We start from the raw sequence: 16,791 nt of genomic DNA on the forward strand, positions 1-16,791 counted from the left end.
GGCGTTTTGAGAAAAAGATATTTTACGATTGGAATGGCAGGTCATATTGATCATGGAAAGACAACGCTTACGAAAGCGCTAACAAATATTGATACAGATAGGCTAAAAGAAGAAAAAGAAAGGCAAATCTCCATTGAGCTTGGTTTTGCACCATTATATGAAGATAATGAAGTTCAGATCTCTGTTGTAGATGTCCCAGGTCATGAACGATTTATTCGACAAATGATTGCAGGAGTAGCTGGGATTGATTTAGTCGTTCTTGTTGTTGCTGCGGATGAAGGAGTCATGCCACAGACAAGAGAGCATTTACATATTCTTGAGCTTTTAGGAATTGAAAGTGGCATCGTTGCCATTACAAAAATCGATCGAGTTGAAGATGAGTTTATTGACCTAGTAAAGGAAGACATTAAAGAAGAACTAAAGGGGACTGTTTTTGAAAAAGCCCCATTCATACTAGTTGACAGCATTAAGAATAAAGGTGTAGATGAACTGAAAAACCGAATTATTCAATTTCTTAAGGAGCAGGACACTAAAGATGTAAGAGGAGCTTTTCGTCTGCCAATCGATCAAGTCTTTACTGTAAAGGGACAGGGGACTGTTATTCGAGGGACAGTTTATGAAGGTTCAGTTGAAGAAGGACAATCTTTAATGGTTCTACCCAAACGCTTAGAGACTCGTGCACGTCAGCTGCAAGTACATCATCAGCCAGCAAAGAGCGCTTTTGCTGGTCAAAGAACAGCTATTAATTTGTCTAGTATTGCAAAGGAAGATTTAGAAAGAGGGGATGTTCTAGTTTCTTCAGAGCATTTTATCGTTACGCGTACAATCGATGTAGTACTTAAAATTTCTGGTGATTTGGATTACATGGTTAAACAGAGGATGCCGATCAAATGTCATATCGGTACCTCAGAAGTAATGGGAAGGATTGTATTTTTTGATCGCAATGAATTGAAGGAAGACAACGAAGAAGTTCTTTGTCAAATTCGCTTGGAAGAAGAGATCGTTACAAAACGAGGAGACCGTTTTATATTAAGACGTCCTAGCCCACAGGAAACGATAGGCGGAGGTTGGGTAATAGATCCTAGAGGCGAGAAATATAAGTTTGGTAATAAAACGGTAGAAGATTTAGAAAAGAAAAAAGAAGGTACTCCGAAAGAAAGAGTAATTGCTGCATTGGTGGAGGCGAAAAGTCTTTCTTTATCAGCGTTAATGACTAGAACTTCTATTGATGAACAAGAACTGCTAAATTGTTTATCCGATAAAGTCTTTCTGAAGTATGGTGCAGATGAATATTCATTGCTATCTATCAAAGAAGTAATAATAGAAGAAATATTTGATCGTTTGAAGGATTTTCATAATGCTAATCCAATGAAACAAGGTTTAAATAAAGCAGAATTATTACAGTCAATGCAGAGCATATATCCTAAGAGACTACTTGACTTTGTATTAGACCAAGGAATTAATGAGGTTATTTTTGATAAGAAGGACCAATTTGTGTTTCTTGGAGATTTTTCACCACATGTTCCGAAAAATTGGAAGACCAGAACAGAGAACATGCTATCAGAACTTAAAATGGATGAGTTAAAAGTAAACTTTTTAGATGACTATATAAAGAGTGCAGGAATCCCAAACGATTTAGTACCTGATTTAAAACGATTTTTAGTCGAACAAGGAGAAATCGTACCACTTGATGAACAATATTTCTATCATGGTGATCACTTTCGAAGTGCAGTTGAAAGATTAAAGAGTGGAACAGATTCAGAGTTCGAGGTTGGGGAAGCAAAAGAGATACTCGGACTTTCACGTAAATATATGATTCCATTCTTAGAGAGACTAGATGCGTTAGGTTTAACAAAAAGAGTAGAAAATAAAAGAGTTTGGCAGAAATGAAATATGCAATGCTGAAGCTGATCTTGTAAGTAAGCTGAAATAAGAGGAAACAGATAGGGGTTCTACCCCAACAAATTCGAATATTTCATCTACACAAACACAAAGCTATAAACCAAACCTCGGAAAATGGGGTTTGGTTTTTTTATTGTATAGGAAATTTTAATTTTCGCTGTCTGTTGATAACTTGAGATATAGTTTATCTACGTTCAGCTCCAGCGCCTACCTCCTCGAGGTCACAAGCCAATCCTCCCAGAAAGGTAAAGAACGCCTTTCCGTGAGGCTCGTCTTGTGCTTGTCGGAGGTGAGCAAGGCGCTTGCGCATTTGTTCTACATTAAAAGTATAAATTGTCAGCGTAGAAGATATTTCGGCGTAGTTGCCAATTTTAGGAATTAAGCATAAGTGCAACTACGCCTCTGTCATCGCCTTTCCAAGGCTCGCCAATCGGCGAGTTTTCTTTATACTAGATTAAAGTGCCCACTGATTATTTGTAGAACTTTATATTTTTTTGGTTATCATATTGAAAAAAAATCTTGTTTTTTCTGCAGGATCAGTTTATAGTAAACTGGTAATTACACCTGTCAAGACACTGAGGGGAGGAAAAAATGTGACAGAGAAAACAATTTCTCAAAGGAAACTGCTTGGCATCGCTGGACTTGGATGGATGTTTGATGCAATGGATGTCGGTATGCTTTCGTTTATTATCGCAGCTCTTAAAACAGATTGGGGGTTGACACCTGAACAAATGGGCTGGATTGGTAGTATTAACTCAATCGGGATGGCTGTGGGTGCTCTCCTTTTTGGATTGTGGGCGGACCGTATTGGCAGAAAAAATATTTTTATTATAACCTTGCTCATGTTTTCACTTGCAAGTGGTTTTTCTGCGCTCACTACAACATATACAGCTTTTCTTATTCTTCGCTTTTTTGTCGGTATGGGACTTGGGGGAGAATTGCCAGTTGCTTCTACACTCGTTTCCGAAAGTGTACCAGCTAAAGATAGAGGTCGTGTTGTAGTTTTGCTGGAAAGCTTTTGGGCGTTCGGCTGGTTAATTGCTGCAATTATTTCATACTTTGTAATTCCGTCATTTGGCTGGCAAATCGCACTCCTATTGGGCGCACTCCCTGCCTTTTATGCAATTTATTTACGTCTCAACTTACCAGACTCTCCTGCGTTTTCGCCAAAGAAAGTTGAAAAACGAACAATTGGACAAAACGTACGTGATGTGTGGTCTAAAAAATATGCCCGTTCCACATTCGTACTTTGGGTAGTTTGGTTCACTGTCGTTTTTTCATACTATGGCATGTTCCTGTGGCTCCCGAGTGTTATGGTCATGAAAGGATTTAGTATGATTCAAAGTTTTGAATATGTACTGATGATGACACTCGCTCAGCTGCCAGGTTATTTTACAGCTGCATGGCTAATTGAACGAATGGGACGAAAATTCGTGCTTGTTACTTATTTACTTGGTACAGCTGGTTCGGCACTTGTTTTTGGCAATGCAGAAACGACAGTTATCTTAATCACAGCAGGGATCTTATTGTCATTTTTTAATCTAGGAGCATGGGGAGCATTATATGCATATACACCGGAGCAATATCCATCCGAAATTCGCGGGACTGGCGCCGGCATGGCCGCAGCCATCGGACGTGTGGGTGGAATTCTTGGACCACTTCTAGTCGGCTCGCTTGTTGCGGCAGGATTTTCAATAGGCTTGATTTTCAGTATATTTTGCGCAAGCATCGTCATTGGGGTTGTGATTCTTGCCCTCCTTGGCGGGGAAACGCGTCAAATCGAACTAACATGATGAGAAACGAATTTTATATTATAATGAAGAAAGCCTCCAATTAGGAGGCTTTCTTCATTATATGCTAACCATTTCAGTTTGCACGTAATGATAAAGTAGTTTAGCAGTATTTTCAATAGAAGATTTATGAGTCCTTTCAAAAGCGTGTGAAGAATCAATGCCAGGACCTACTAATCCATGTACAATATCATGGCCAGAGCGGATTGCTGCAGATGCATCTGATCCATAATAAGGATAAATATCGAGTTTATAACCTATTTCATTATCAATTGCAAGTTGGACAAGTCTTTTTCTTAAATCAAAATGGTATGGTCCGCTCGCATCTTTCACACAAATGGATACTGTAAATTCATCTGTTGACTGTCCATCTCCTATTGCACCCATATCTACAGCCAAATATTCGACCGTTTCAGGTGTAATATTAGAGTTTCCGCCATAGCCGATTTCTTCATTATTAGAGATTAGAAAATGGGTAGTATAAGGGAGCTCTAATTTATCTACTAATATCTGTTTAATTAATAACAGGAGAATCGCTACACTTGCCTTATCATCAAGATGACGTGATTTAATAAAGCCAGAAGGTGTTATTTGCACTCGTGGATCAAAAGAAACAAAATCACCGACTTCAATGCCTAAAGCTCTAACATCCTCTGAATTATGTACTACCTCATCTAATCGGACTTCCATATTCTCCTGGTTTCTTTCTGCTTTACCAGCATCCTTGTAAACATGGACGGACGTTTGATGCATTAATATCGTTCCTGTATATTTCTTTCCTCCAGAAGTTTCAATTTCACAATACTCACCTTCTATAGAGTTATATTTAAATCCTCCAATAAGGTCTAACTTAAGCCTTCCAGATGGTTTAATTTCTTTCACAATTGCACCTAATGTATCAACATGTGCAGTTAGCATGCGATGATTGTGATCGTCTTTGCCTTTTATCGTAGCAATTAAACCTCCCTTTCGATTTCTTTTCGTTTCGACATTATGTTCCTGCAGATATTTCTCAACAAAAGAAATCACTTCATTTGTATTGCCTGAAGGACTTGGGATAGAAACAAGCTCAGTTAATAATTGGAGTGTCTCTTCTGTACTTGGATATGCCATAATTAAAACTCCTCTCTTGGGAAATTTTTCATTCTCCTAAAGTATACTTCTTTACCTGCTGGCTATAAATAAATATTTGTAGAAAAACTTTGAGTTCTCATAGTCTTAAGTAAATGCTATTTTAAAATTCCCTGTTGATTTCCGCTGCAGGCACTTAGCGATCGCGAGCGGCCAGGATGCCTCCTCGTCAAAGAGCGCTCCTGTGGGGTCTCCCTTCGACTCGCTTCTCCCGCTGGACGTTGAATAATCATCCCCGATTAAACACCGCACGAAGGAAATGCGAATGCATTTTCGAGGATCTTGTGCCTGCAGCGAAAATCAACAACAAAATAGCATGATCAACACTGAGCTTTACCACAGCCTAACTAAAAAGGAGATCGAAAAATGATCTCCTTTTTTAGCTAATAGGAAGGTTTAAGTTTATTAACGTACTAAAGTGATGTGAATTTTCAATAAAATATATGCTAATAAGATCGCATAAGAAAAACTAAGGCATTCGCCAAAAAGGACTTGGCGAATGCCAAGTTTTTCTAAGATTATTTCTTAATAAAGGACTTGACTCCGAGGTAGAGTAGAGCAATAACAAATATGATGATTACGATTCCGCCAATAATGGTAAGAATATTGGCAATTCCCGCAGTTATGACAGCTGATGTTGGTATATTTGCTAAAGCAAAGCCAGCCAGTATACAAGCTAAATAGAGCAATGCTAAGGCTTGCATTTATCATCCCTCCTTTTATACAATTTATGTTATAAAAAGGGAAGTGCTTACCTATTTGTCCAAAAAAATTGGAGAAATTTATGGAAATATACTAAATTTATGTGATGCATATTTGTTTTATTTTTTTTTTATTTGTGATATAGTATGTTAAGTCCATCACCTTAATAAAATCTTAATATAAATACTAAATTTACTTAAACTTAGCAATCGCTAAGTTTTTCTGATTTTTATCAACCAAGAGGTGTGAATTATGAAAAAACTTTTTAATTTAAATATGTTTAAAGAAAAAAATTTAAAGATTTTCTTATTGTTTGTTGTTCTTCTATGGATAAAAACGTATGCAGCTTATCGAATTGAATTTAGTCTAGGGATAGATAATAAACTTCAAGAATTTCTATTGTTTATTAATCCACTTAGTTCCGCTTTGGTATTTTTGGGCGTGGCTTTATTTTTTAAAGGCCGGCTTCAATCGGTACTATTATTGGTAATAAACTTTATAATGTCGTTTGTATTATATGCAAATATCGTATATTACCGGTTTTTTAGCGACTTTATTACGGTTCCAGTAGTTATGTCGACTAAATCGAATGCGGGACAATTAGGGGAAAGCACCCTTGCATTAATGTCTCCATTTGATATTTTTTACTTTATTGATACCATTCTGTTATTAATTTTTGTTATTAAGAAATGGTACAACCCTAGTAAAACGGTTAGCAGAAAACCTGCGACATTTATTATTGCTGCGGGAGTATTGACTTTTATGATCAATCTTGGCCTTGCTGAAATAGACCGTCCACAATTATTATCACGTTCTTTTGACAGAAACTATCTTGTGAAGTACTTAGGTACATATAATTTCACAATTTATGATACGATTCAAAATGCGAAATCAGCTAGTCAAAGAGCATTAGCAGACTCAAATGATATTACTGAGGTAGAGAACTATATTAAGGCAAATTATGCTGCACCTGATCCAAAATACTTTGGGAAAGCAGAAGGAAAAAATGTGATTTTTATTTCAATGGAATCATTCCAAACCTTTCTCATAGATTACCAGCTTAATGGTCAAGAGGTTACACCATTCCTAAATTCTTTAGCACATGATGGTAAAACCTTCTATTTTGATAATATTATTAACCAAACAGGACAGGGTAAAACATCTGATGCAGAATTTATGATGGATAATTCCTTGTATCCGATGTCACAAGGTGCTGTTTTTGTGAATAAGGCTCAGAATACTTATCAGGCTACACCAGCAATATTGAAAACGCATGGTTATACTTCAGCGGCATTCCATGGAAATTATAAAACATTCTGGAACCGCAATGAAATGTATCGCTCAATCGGTTATGATAAGTTTTTCGATGCTGAATACTATAATATGAGTGAAGAAAATACGAAAAATTATGGCATGAAGGATAAACCATTTTTTGAAGAATCCATGCCATTATTAGAAAGCCTTCCTCAGCCTTTCTATACAAAATTTATTTCACTATCAAATCACCACCCATTTGGAATGGATGAAGGGGATAGCGATTTTCCAATCGCAGAAACAGATGATAAGGTTGTGAATCAATACTTCCAATCTGCTAATTATATGGATCAGGCACTAGAACAATTTTTTAATGATCTTAAGGAATCTGGTTTATATGATAATACTGTTGTTGTCATGTATGGGGATCATTATGGAATTTCTGAAAATCATAATGAAGCAATGGCTGAAATTATTGGGAAAGAAATAACTCCATTTGAGTATGCAAGAAACTTACAGAGAGTACCTGTATTTATTCATGTCCCAGGTGTAGAAGGTGGAGTACAGCATCAAATTGGCGGGCAAGTCGATGTGAGACCAACCTTATTACATTTGTTGGGGATTGATACAAAAGATTATTTAGAAATTGGTTCTGATTTATTATCTAAAAACCATCGTGAAGTCGTTCCTTTCCGTAATGGTGATTTCGTTTCACCAAAATTTACACAAGTAGATGATAAATGTTATTTAAATGAAACTGGAGAGGAAGTTGATGGTGCAAGCTGTGCGCCTTTATCTGAAAAAGCTAAGCTTGAATTACAAATGTCGGATAACATTGTCTACAAGGACCTGCTTCGCTTCTATAAGCCAGAAGGGTTTGTTCCAATAAATCGGGATGATTATCAGTATGTAAAAAATGAAGTTGATGTTCCAATTAAAGAAATAGGAATTGAACAGGACACGCATGAATAAACTCGAGAGCGAAGAACTTTTCTTCGCTCTTTTTGTACGTTAAGAATAAATTGCCAGCGCAGAAGATGATCCGACTCAGTTGCCAATTTTAGGAATTAAGTACGACAAACAGGACAAGGAAGGCTTCGTCAGAGATACATCACACGACCAAAAAAGAAGCTTTTGGGAGGACGTGGCTTATGACCTCGAGGGGGTAGGCGCTGAAGCTAGACATTTCTCAAACTCATGAAAACTTTCTTATCTTTCCAAAAAGGACTTGTCGAATGCCAAGTTTTTCTAATGCTTTAACTATTAATAATGAATTGTTTGATAACTATTGCCTTCATCAATAGTTAATTATCGTTTTTCATTGTAGAATAGATATAGTCATACTAAAATAGGGGGAGATAAAATGAGTGAGTGTAAATTGGATCATACTCATGATGACGTTATCCGAAAATTTGAGCAACAACAGGAATATTTACCAGAAGATTTAAAGCCATTACTTGCTGTTTTCTTTGAAAAAGAGCATACACAAGTTTTATTAAATGAAGTATTTCATCTTTTGAAAAAGTTTGATTTATCTTCAGATGAAGAAAAATTGGAACGTATTAATCGATTATCTTTTATATTGAAAAACGTGTAATTTGAAATACCAGAGCTAAATGAAGTGAACACAAAAGTTAGACTTATATATTTTAAGCATCTACCAAGGATTGGAATCTGTTCTCAACAGAGCTCAATCCTTTTGGTTTTGCCCTCAATTTGCTTTTTGAAAAAACTTACAATATTTTTGTAACTATTAAAATATAATTTTAATTATCTAATATTTGTGATAAAATATTTAAAAAGCTATGTAGTTTAAATGAATAGATCGTAAAGGATGTGTATGAATTGAAGGAATTGCATCGACCGATTTTTGATTTAGCAATTCGCACAGCCGATATGCTTGTTAAATTGTTTGGCACCCGCTGTGAGGTTGCCGTTCACGATTTTGCAGACCTGAAAAAATCACTTATTCATCTTGCAGGGTGTGTTACTGATAGAAAAATCGGATCTCCAATTACTGATCTAGTGCTTAATGAGCTTGTAAAGAATAAAAAGGAAATAGAGGATATTCCCAGTTATAAAACTCAGACTAGTAAAGGGAATATTATGAAATCTGCCACCATTTTTCTTCGGGATTATGAAGGCAAGGTGATCGGTGCTCTATGCATTAATTATGATATTAGTCTTTTAATGCAATTCGGTGGAGAAATTGAAGAATTTATAAAATTCGATGACCAGCACACAAAATCTGAAAACTTTTTTACATCTGTACAAGAAGTGATTCACGGAATGGTAGACCAGGTAATAGATGGATTTAGAAAAGCACCTTCCTTAATGAGTTTAGAGGAGAAGGTAGAATGTGTTCGTCAGCTAGAGGAAAAGGGAACGTTTCTAATAAAAGGTGCTACTGATTATGTAGCTTCAGTCCTAGGAGTATCCAAATTTACCGTATACAATTATTTGCAAAAAATAAGAACGATAAATGAGTTTCAAACAGAAGAGCTAGTAGACAATTAGAAGCACTTGACGTTCGCCAAGTGCTTCCGGCGAATGCCTTCGTTTTTCTTATGTGATCTTATTTGAAAATATTTTATCAAAACTTCAAATTTGATTAGCTAAATAAGGAATGTCCCATAAAATAATAAAAAAGGAGCAAAAGACATGAAATATAGATCTGCATTTGATATCATTGGTCCAGTTATGATTGGCCCATCCAGTTCGCATACTGCTGGTGCAGCAAGAATTGGCCGAGTTGCCAGAACTTTATTTAACCGGCTGCCAAAAAAAGCAGTGATCTCTTTATATGGATCCTTTGCCAAAACATATAAAGGCCACGGTACAGACGTTGCTATTATAGGTGGTATTTTGGATTTTGATACGTTTGATGAACGAATTCCAAAGTCATTAGAACTTGCAGAGGAAGCTGGAATGGAAGTTGTGTTCTCAGTTGAGGAGATGGTCCCAGATCATCCGAATACTGTTCGAATTAATTTATATGATGATAAAGGTGATTTGGAAGTGGTCGGAATATCAATTGGCGGAGGTACGATTGAAATTACCGAACTTAATTCGTTTAAGCTGAAATTATCAGGTGAGCATCCAGCCGTACTTGTCGTGCATAATGATCAATTTGGCGTCATCTCTTCAGTAACAAAAATATTAGCACAACATGAAATAAATATTGGACATATGGAAGTATCCCGAAAAGAAAAGGGAAAGATGGCTCTTATGGTTATTGAAGTAGATCAAAAGATTCATCAAGATGTGGTTCAAGAAATAGAAAAGGTTCCAAATGTTACTCAAATAATTAGAATGGTTGAGTAGAAATGGGATTGCTCAAAAATGATTCTATTTAAACAGCCTAGATTAGGGGTGTAAATATATGATGTTTAGAAATGTAGCAGAACTTGTTGAATTAGCTGAAAGCAAACAGGTAAAAATCGCAGAAATCATGATTCAGCAGGAAATTGAAGTATCAGGGCTCACTCGAGAAGAAATTATTGCTAAAATGGACCGAAATTTAACAGTAATGGAACAAGCAGTTGAGCGCGGGTTAAATGGTGTAACATCTGTATCTGGTTTAACTGGAGGAGATGCAGTACTTCTTCAAAAATATATAAAAAGTGGAAAAGCATTATCAGGGAGTATCCTGCTTGATGCAGTAAGTAAAGCTGTTGCAACGAATGAGGTTAACGCAGCGATGGGAACCATCTGTGCTACACCTACAGCGGGCTCTGCAGGTGTAGTTCCAGGTACATTATTTGCTGTGAAGGAAGTTTTAAATCCAACTCGAATGGAAATGATTGAATTCTTATTTACATCTGCAGCATTTGGGTTTGTTGTTGCAAACAATGCTTCTATCTCAGGAGCAGCTGGAGGATGTCAAGCAGAGGTCGGTTCTGCTAGTGGAATGGCAGCAGCTTCAATTGTTGAACTTGCTGGCGGAACGCCAAGACAAGCAGCCGAAGCTATGGCGATTACATTGAAAAATATGCTTGGTCTCGTTTGCGATCCAGTGGCTGGTCTAGTGGAAGTTCCTTGTGTGAAGAGAAATGCAATGGGTGCTTCAAATGCAATGACGGCAGCGGATATGGCTCTTGCAGGAATCACTAGCCGAATTCCATGTGATGAAGTCATTCATGCTATGTATTTAATAGGCCAGTCTATGCCGTCAGCATTAAGAGAAACAGCTGAAGGCGGTCTTGCTGCAACTCCAACAGGAAGACGTTTAGAAGCAGAAATATTTGGTGAAAAAAATAACTTGTAATAAAATCTTGGCATTCGCCAAGTCATTTTGTCGAAAGCCAATAAAAAACCTGGAATATTCAATCCAGGTTTTTTATTTTTTTGAAACAACGATATTCACATTTGTGACAAACTTATAGAAAAAGAAAAATTGTAAATAATTATCCACAGATTCAAAATGGTTTCCGGTGATAATATTAAGTTAATAAAAATAAGGAGCGATAAATATGGAGGAGATATTAACGAAAATACTAGATGCCATAAATGATATTAAAATTCAAGTAGCAGAGATTAATCAAAATATTAAAATATTAGAGCGAAGACTGGACCGTTTAGAGAAAGTTGACAGCATTGAACATAGAGTAGAGGTTAGCCAAATTGACTTAACTGACATAAAGGAAATTGTTGAAAAAGTGGATTCCTATCAAAGAAACGAACTAAAAGACTTTTTTGAGTTCTTAAAAGGTACATCAATCAAAATATTTAATGAAGAGCTGCATGTAATTAATCAGCGCCTTGATGCACAATTAACGAAGATTGCAAAGAATGAAGAGGCTATTTTAATGTTGAATGGAAAAAATAATAAAGTAAGTTGATATTCATCGTATAGCTAAGAAAATTATTAAGAAGCCTTTAATATATGAGGCTTCTTTTGTTTTTGTTTTTTGGCTTTAACACAGTCTTTTATAATATTGTTTTATTACCATTCAATAAGCATAGCTGAAAAATAAAAAAATTCAGAAAACTAATTGACTTTTTACTTTTTACACGGTATCTTTGTGTTAAATATATGACAAATAATATATATAACGACAAAATTACGTTATATAGTTTCTATATTATCCTGCAATGATAAATTCTTGTAAGCAGGTCGCATTTTTTGATGCCAAAATCATTTGGAGGTGTATGCATTGTCGAAAGCAATTTTTAATGAGAAGTTAACAAATGAGGAAAAATATGATCATTTTATTAAAAGAATTACTGAGGGTGAAAAAATTGAGGCAGACGACTGGATGCCGGATGACTATCGTGAAACATTAATAAAGCTCATTTCAATGCATGGTATAAGTGAAATAATGGGGGCACTGCCCGAAAAAGAGTGGGTGCCAAAAGCACCTAGTTTAAGAAGAAAGCTTGGAATTATGGCTAAGGTTCAGGATGAAATGGGCCACGGACAATTATTGCTTAGAGTTGCAGAGGATTTAATGAAACCACTTGGTAGAACACGAGAGAATATAATGCAGGATTTATTTAGTGGACGTCTTAAGTTCCATAATGTCTTTCATATGGAAGCTCCTACATGGGGAGATGCGGGTTTAATTGGCTGGCTTGTCGACGGTGCTGCCATTATTTCACAGACAAATATGCTTGATGCTTCATACGGGCCATATGCACGTGCATTAAAAAGAATTTGTGCAGAAGAGGTTTTTCATGCCCAGCATGGAGAGTCAATAATTATAGCACTGGCAGAAGGAACCTCAGAACAAAGAAAAATGGTCCAGGATGCCATCAATAGGTGGTGGGAGGCCCTGTTAATGTTTTTCGGACCTGCTGATGCAACCACAACAGGGACTTCAAAACAGGATACAACGATTAAGTATCGTATTCGGACAAAAACAAATGAAGAGCTTAGACAGGATTTTTTTACAAAATATATCCCGAGAGTTCTATCACTTGGGCTAACAATTCCAGATGAGACAATGCATTTTAATCAAGAAAAGCAGCAATGGATATACGAACAGCCCGACTGGAGCCGATTTAAAGAAATCATAAGGAATAATGGGCCAAAATCAAGAGAGAGACTAGAACTGCGTGAAACAACTTATCATGAAAATCAGTGGGTGCGAAATGCACTAAATATGGCTAAATAGCAGATTGGAGGAAGCTTTTTGAGCAGTGAAGGTTTTTACCAGGAATTCGAGGTTTTCAGTAAAAGGACTGTCACGTCGCCCATCCAATATCAATTTTCCTTGCTCGCTCCGAATCGTGACCTTGCGCTTATTATGGCACAGGAAAACTTTATGAGACGCGAGCCAGTTGCAGATATATGGGTTGTTAAGCGTTCAGAAATTCGCAAATTATCTCCAGAAGAAAAACAATCTCTAAAACGTTTAGATAATAAAGATTATCGCAATACGAAAGGTTATGGCTATTTAAGAAAAAAATGGCGCCAGTATGAACAAGGAATACTGGATGAGAAGGAAATACTTTCATGGGGAGGTGTCAAAAAAAATGAGCAAGATTGATATACATCAAATGGATGCCGCATTTAAATCAGCATTAACGGATCTTCTTTATCAGCTTGCAGATGATGACTTCATATTAGCTTACCGAGGATCGGAATGGCTTGGCCTTGCACCGCATATTGAAGAAGATGTCGCCTTCTCATCCATTAGTCAAGATACAATGGGGCATGCTTCTATGTTCTATCAGCTTCTTGAAGATCTTGGGGAAGGAAAAGTAGATGATTTAGCCCATTCTCGCAAAGCAAAGGATCGGAGAAATGCTATTTTACTTGAAATGGTCAATGGTCCAGGCCACTATTTAAAAAAGCCTCAATATGATTGGGCATTTGCAGTTGTTAGGAATTATTTTTATGTCCAAATGAAGAAAATAAGGATGGATTCTTTAAAAAATTCATCATATGAACCACTTGCTCAAATTGCAATTAATGTCAATTTGGAACTATATTATCATCTTCTTCATTGGAGAACGTGGTTTGTTCAGTTAATGCAGGCGGGTGATGAAGCAAGGAAGAGAATGGATGCTGCCATAAATCGAGTATTTGATGATTTTGGAGGAGTCCTATCACTTGGACCTTTAGAAGATGAGATGTCTAAATCAGGATTGATTGAGCCTGAGGAAATTTTAAAGAAGAAATGGATACTAGTAATGGAGCCTGTCTTTGATTCCATCAACGTATCGATGCCTACCAATTTTGGTATGAAAAATGGGAATGGCCGTAAAGGGGAGCATACAGAAGATTTAGATACAGCATTAAGTATTCTTTCTGAGGTATATCATGTAAACCCTGCTGCAGCATGGTAGGAAAAAGGAATGAAGTAAATATGGAGCAATTTGATTTAACGGTGTCCAACATAATGGATGCCCTTCAACGGGTCAAAGATCCAGAAATTGATTCAATATCAATTGTTGACTTAGGAATGGTTGAAAAAGTTACAGTGAATGATCATTCGATTTGCATTGACTTGTTGCCAACTTTCATGGGCTGCCCAGCTCTAGAAATTATTCGCAATAATGTCGTTAACGAGCTTAAAAGATTAAATGATATAAATACTATTAAGGTTCAATACATTTATCATCCACCTTGGACTACTGATAGAGTGACAGAAAAGGGAAGAGAAAAATTAAAAGAGTTCGGAATTGCACCACCTCCGAAACAGATCCCTAAGACTGGAGAATGGCATGTTGATTGTCCTTATTGTGATTCTACCTATACTTCACTAGAAAACCTCTTTGGTCCTACTGCTTGCCGCAGTATTTTATACTGTAAATCCTGCAAAAATCCATTTGAAGCAATGAAGCCAGTTTCCACAATGTGAGACCATAAAACCTCATGATTAACATTCACTAGGCTACTAGAAAAATTTAAGTTAATTAAAGTAATAAAGTAATGCCAAGGTTCAAATAGATTCCTTGTAAACAAAATCGTATAAGTAAAACTAAGGCATTCGCTGAAAGGACTTTGCGAGCGCCTAGTTTTTCTAATATAAATATATCAATCTATATGGAAGGGAAGTAATAAAATGGTTAAATTAATCGCATTATACAAGCACCCTGAAAATAAAGAGGAATTTGATAAACATTATTTTGAAACACATGCTCCACTAACAGCTAAAATACCTGGTCTTCGCAAAATGGAAGTAACAAAGATTGTAGGAAGTCCTATGGGAGGAGATGGAAAATATTATTTGATGTGTGAAATGTATTATGACAGTCATGATGCTTTACAGACAGCGATGAGAACGGATGAGGGAAAAGCTTCTGGAAAGGACGCAATGAAGTTTGCCGGTGACCTAATCACACTTATGATCGGTGAAGAAGTTGATGAGTAACTTTGAATATATTGATGCCTACACCGAAGGGCAACTCGGAATCATTGTTCTAAACCGACCTAAGGTGCTTAATGCCATTAATCGCAAGATGGTATCTGAAATATTATCTGCAATGGAAGAGTTTGAAGTAGATGATCGTATTCGAGTAATCCATATATCCGGAAATGGAAGAGCGTTTGCTGCAGGAGCAGATATTGATGAAATGGCAAATGATCATGCGATCGATTTTGAGCTTCGCAATCAATTTAAGGATTGGGATCAGCTGGCTATGATAAAGAAGCCGATCATTGGTTCAGTTCAAGGATTTGCACTTGGAGGTGGTTTTGAACTTGCCCTATGCTGCGATTTGCTTTATGCGTCTGATGATGCAGAATTCGGCTTTCCCGAGGTGAATCTTGGTGTGATGCCTGGAGCGGGCGGAACCCAGCGATTAACAAAGCTTGTTGGAAAAATGAAGGCGATGGAATGGCTTTTTACTGGCAAAATAATTTCTGCAAAAGAATCTCTCCAATTTGGGATCGTAAATCAATTGTTTGCGAAGGAAATTCTTCAAGAAGAAACAATGAAAATAGCAACCTATATTGCAGGGCAAGCACCTTTATCTATTCGTTTAATAAAGGAATCAGTAAATAAAGCAGTGGATACTTCGATAGAAGAAGGAATGCAATTTGAACGGAAAAATTTCTATCTATTATTTTCTTCCGAAGATCAAAAAGAAGGTATGAAAGCTTTTCAAGAAAAACGTAAGCCCATATTTAAAGGAAAATAAGGGGGTGTACATATCCAGTGTTTGAAACAATAAAATACGAAATCCGAAAATCTGTTGCCTGGATTACTTTAAACAGGCCTGAAAAATTAAACGCCTTTACAGAACAAATAAACAGAGAGGTTCAGCAATCTATAAAGAAAGCAAGTAAAGATCCTGAAGTGCGTTGTCTTGTTATCACGGGTGAGGGGCGTGCATTTTGCTCAGGACAGGATTTAGATGGTGTCCTCGAAGATATGGATCATGGAGAGGTGCTGCGAAATCATTATAATCCTATGGTAATGGAGCTTCACAAATGTGAAAAGCCAGTCATTGCGGCAGTTAATGGAGTGGCAGCTGGAGCGGGAATGAGCCTCGCTCTTGCTTGTGATTTTCGCCTATTATCTGAGAAAGCAAGTTTTATTGAAGCATTTATACATGTTGGATTAGTGCCAGATGCGGGAAATTTATATTATTTGCCTAAGCTCATTGGCTATGCGAAAGCACTTGAGCTTGCTGTCCTCGGAGATAAGATTTCTGCATATGATGCGGAAAATTTAGGTCTTGCTACAAAGGTAATTCCACTTGAAAGATGGACAGAAGAAGTTACTGTATTTGCGGAGCGGCTGGCATCGATGCCAACTGTAGCGATTGGATTAATTAAGAAAAATTTAAAATCTAGTTGGAATTTAACGCTTGAAGAAAGTCTCGAAAAAGATGCACAAGCCCAAAGGATAGCTGGTCTCACATCTGATCATATTGAAGGCGTAAAGTCCTTCATGGAAAAGAGAAAACCCGTTTTTTTAGGAAAATAATTTGCCATTTAAAAAGTAATGAACGATTTTGATTTACGAGCACATTGATTTCAAGTGCTCGTCTATTTGTTTTTAAATTTTTTGTGAGGTGGTAATAGGTGAATAATATTGTCGTGATTGGTTCAGGTGTA

The 16,791-nt window shown here is 36.7% G+C and carries 17 protein-coding genes; 15 read left to right on the forward strand and 2 right to left on the reverse strand.

Annotated features, from left to right (window positions below; genetic code table 11):
* The first annotated feature begins 6 nt into the window (after positions 1–6).
* Positions 7–1,890, forward strand: a complete 1,884-nt coding sequence (gene selB / locus KHA94_RS03910) for a selenocysteine-specific translation elongation factor (RefSeq protein WP_213100812.1) — start codon at positions 7–9, stop codon at positions 1,888–1,890.
* A gap of 605 nt (positions 1,891–2,495) precedes the next feature.
* Positions 2,496–3,695, forward strand: a complete 1,200-nt coding sequence (locus KHA94_RS03915; protein WP_338030684.1) for an MFS transporter — start codon at positions 2,496–2,498, stop codon at positions 3,693–3,695.
* Positions 3,696–3,752: 57 nt separating this feature from the next.
* Here KHA94_RS03915 and KHA94_RS03920 read toward each other — a convergent pair whose 3' ends face one another.
* Together KHA94_RS03920 and KHA94_RS03925 are read right to left on the reverse strand one after the other, a co-directional pair.
* Positions 3,753–4,805, reverse strand: a complete 1,053-nt coding sequence (locus KHA94_RS03920; RefSeq protein ID WP_213100813.1) for a M42 family metallopeptidase — start codon at positions 4,803–4,805, stop codon at positions 3,753–3,755.
* A gap of 536 nt (positions 4,806–5,341) precedes the next feature.
* A complete protein-coding gene (locus KHA94_RS03925; RefSeq protein WP_213100814.1) occupies positions 5,342–5,527 on the reverse strand; it encodes a hypothetical protein in 186 nt (61 codons plus the stop codon).
* 250 nt (positions 5,528–5,777) lie between these two features.
* Between KHA94_RS03925 and ltaS the strand changes: the two genes are divergently transcribed.
* The 13 genes from ltaS (at position 5,778) to KHA94_RS03990 (ending at position 16,660) form a co-directional block, all read left to right on the forward strand.
* Positions 5,778–7,751: a lipoteichoic acid synthase gene (ltaS, locus tag KHA94_RS03930; RefSeq protein WP_249365288.1), complete on the forward strand. Its 1,974-nt coding sequence runs from the start codon at positions 5,778–5,780 to the stop codon at positions 7,749–7,751.
* Positions 7,752–8,142: 391 nt separating this feature from the next.
* Entirely contained in the window at positions 8,143–8,376 is a 234-nt protein-coding gene (locus tag KHA94_RS03935) for a group-specific protein (RefSeq protein WP_213100815.1), read from the forward strand.
* A gap of 239 nt (positions 8,377–8,615) precedes the next feature.
* On the forward strand, positions 8,616–9,296 hold the full coding sequence (locus KHA94_RS03940) for a helix-turn-helix transcriptional regulator (RefSeq protein WP_338030685.1): 681 nt from the start codon (positions 8,616–8,618) through the stop codon (positions 9,294–9,296).
* A 144-nt stretch (positions 9,297–9,440) separates the two neighbouring features.
* Positions 9,441–10,103 (forward strand): L-serine ammonia-lyase, iron-sulfur-dependent subunit beta, encoded by a 663-nt coding sequence (gene sdaAB / locus KHA94_RS03945; RefSeq protein WP_213100816.1) that lies wholly within the window; start codon positions 9,441–9,443, stop codon positions 10,101–10,103.
* Positions 10,104–10,164: 61 nt separating this feature from the next.
* Positions 10,165–11,046 carry an L-serine ammonia-lyase, iron-sulfur-dependent, subunit alpha gene (gene sdaAA, locus KHA94_RS03950; RefSeq protein ID WP_213101287.1) on the forward strand — a complete coding sequence of 294 codons (882 nt, stop codon included), beginning with the start codon at positions 10,165–10,167 and terminating at the stop codon, positions 11,044–11,046.
* A 205-nt stretch (positions 11,047–11,251) separates the two neighbouring features.
* Positions 11,252–11,620: a hypothetical protein gene (locus KHA94_RS03955; RefSeq protein ID WP_213100817.1), complete on the forward strand. Its 369-nt coding sequence runs from the start codon at positions 11,252–11,254 to the stop codon at positions 11,618–11,620.
* Positions 11,621–11,935: 315 nt separating this feature from the next.
* Positions 11,936–12,895 carry a 1,2-phenylacetyl-CoA epoxidase subunit PaaA gene (paaA, locus tag KHA94_RS03960; RefSeq protein WP_213100818.1) on the forward strand — a complete coding sequence of 320 codons (960 nt, stop codon included), beginning with the start codon at positions 11,936–11,938 and terminating at the stop codon, positions 12,893–12,895.
* 18 nt (positions 12,896–12,913) lie between these two features.
* Positions 12,914–13,270: a 1,2-phenylacetyl-CoA epoxidase subunit PaaB gene (paaB, locus tag KHA94_RS03965; protein WP_213100819.1), complete on the forward strand. Its 357-nt coding sequence runs from the start codon at positions 12,914–12,916 to the stop codon at positions 13,268–13,270.
* On the forward strand, positions 13,257–14,072 hold the full coding sequence (gene paaC, locus KHA94_RS03970; protein ID WP_213100820.1) for a 1,2-phenylacetyl-CoA epoxidase subunit PaaC: 816 nt from the start codon (positions 13,257–13,259) through the stop codon (positions 14,070–14,072). Before paaB ends, paaC begins: the two co-directional genes overlap by 14 nt.
* 20 nt (positions 14,073–14,092) lie before the next feature.
* Complete coding sequence (paaD, locus tag KHA94_RS03975; protein ID WP_213100821.1) at positions 14,093–14,587, forward strand: 1,2-phenylacetyl-CoA epoxidase subunit PaaD; 495 nt, start codon at positions 14,093–14,095, stop codon at positions 14,585–14,587.
* 204 nt (positions 14,588–14,791) lie between these two features.
* Positions 14,792–15,100, forward strand: a complete 309-nt coding sequence (locus tag KHA94_RS03980; RefSeq protein ID WP_213100822.1) for an EthD family reductase — start codon at positions 14,792–14,794, stop codon at positions 15,098–15,100.
* On the forward strand, positions 15,093–15,869 hold the full coding sequence (locus KHA94_RS03985; RefSeq protein ID WP_213100823.1) for an enoyl-CoA hydratase-related protein: 777 nt from the start codon (positions 15,093–15,095) through the stop codon (positions 15,867–15,869). The genes KHA94_RS03980 and KHA94_RS03985 overlap by 8 nt, the downstream gene beginning before the upstream one ends.
* Positions 15,870–15,886: 17 nt before the next feature.
* Positions 15,887–16,660: an enoyl-CoA hydratase-related protein gene (locus KHA94_RS03990; RefSeq protein WP_213100824.1), complete on the forward strand. Its 774-nt coding sequence runs from the start codon at positions 15,887–15,889 to the stop codon at positions 16,658–16,660.
* Positions 16,661–16,791 lie beyond the last annotated feature (131 nt).

Source organism: Cytobacillus citreus (assembly GCF_018343665.1).
GTDB classification, from domain to species: Bacteria; Bacillota; Bacilli; order Bacillales; family Cytobacillaceae; genus Cytobacillus; species Cytobacillus citreus.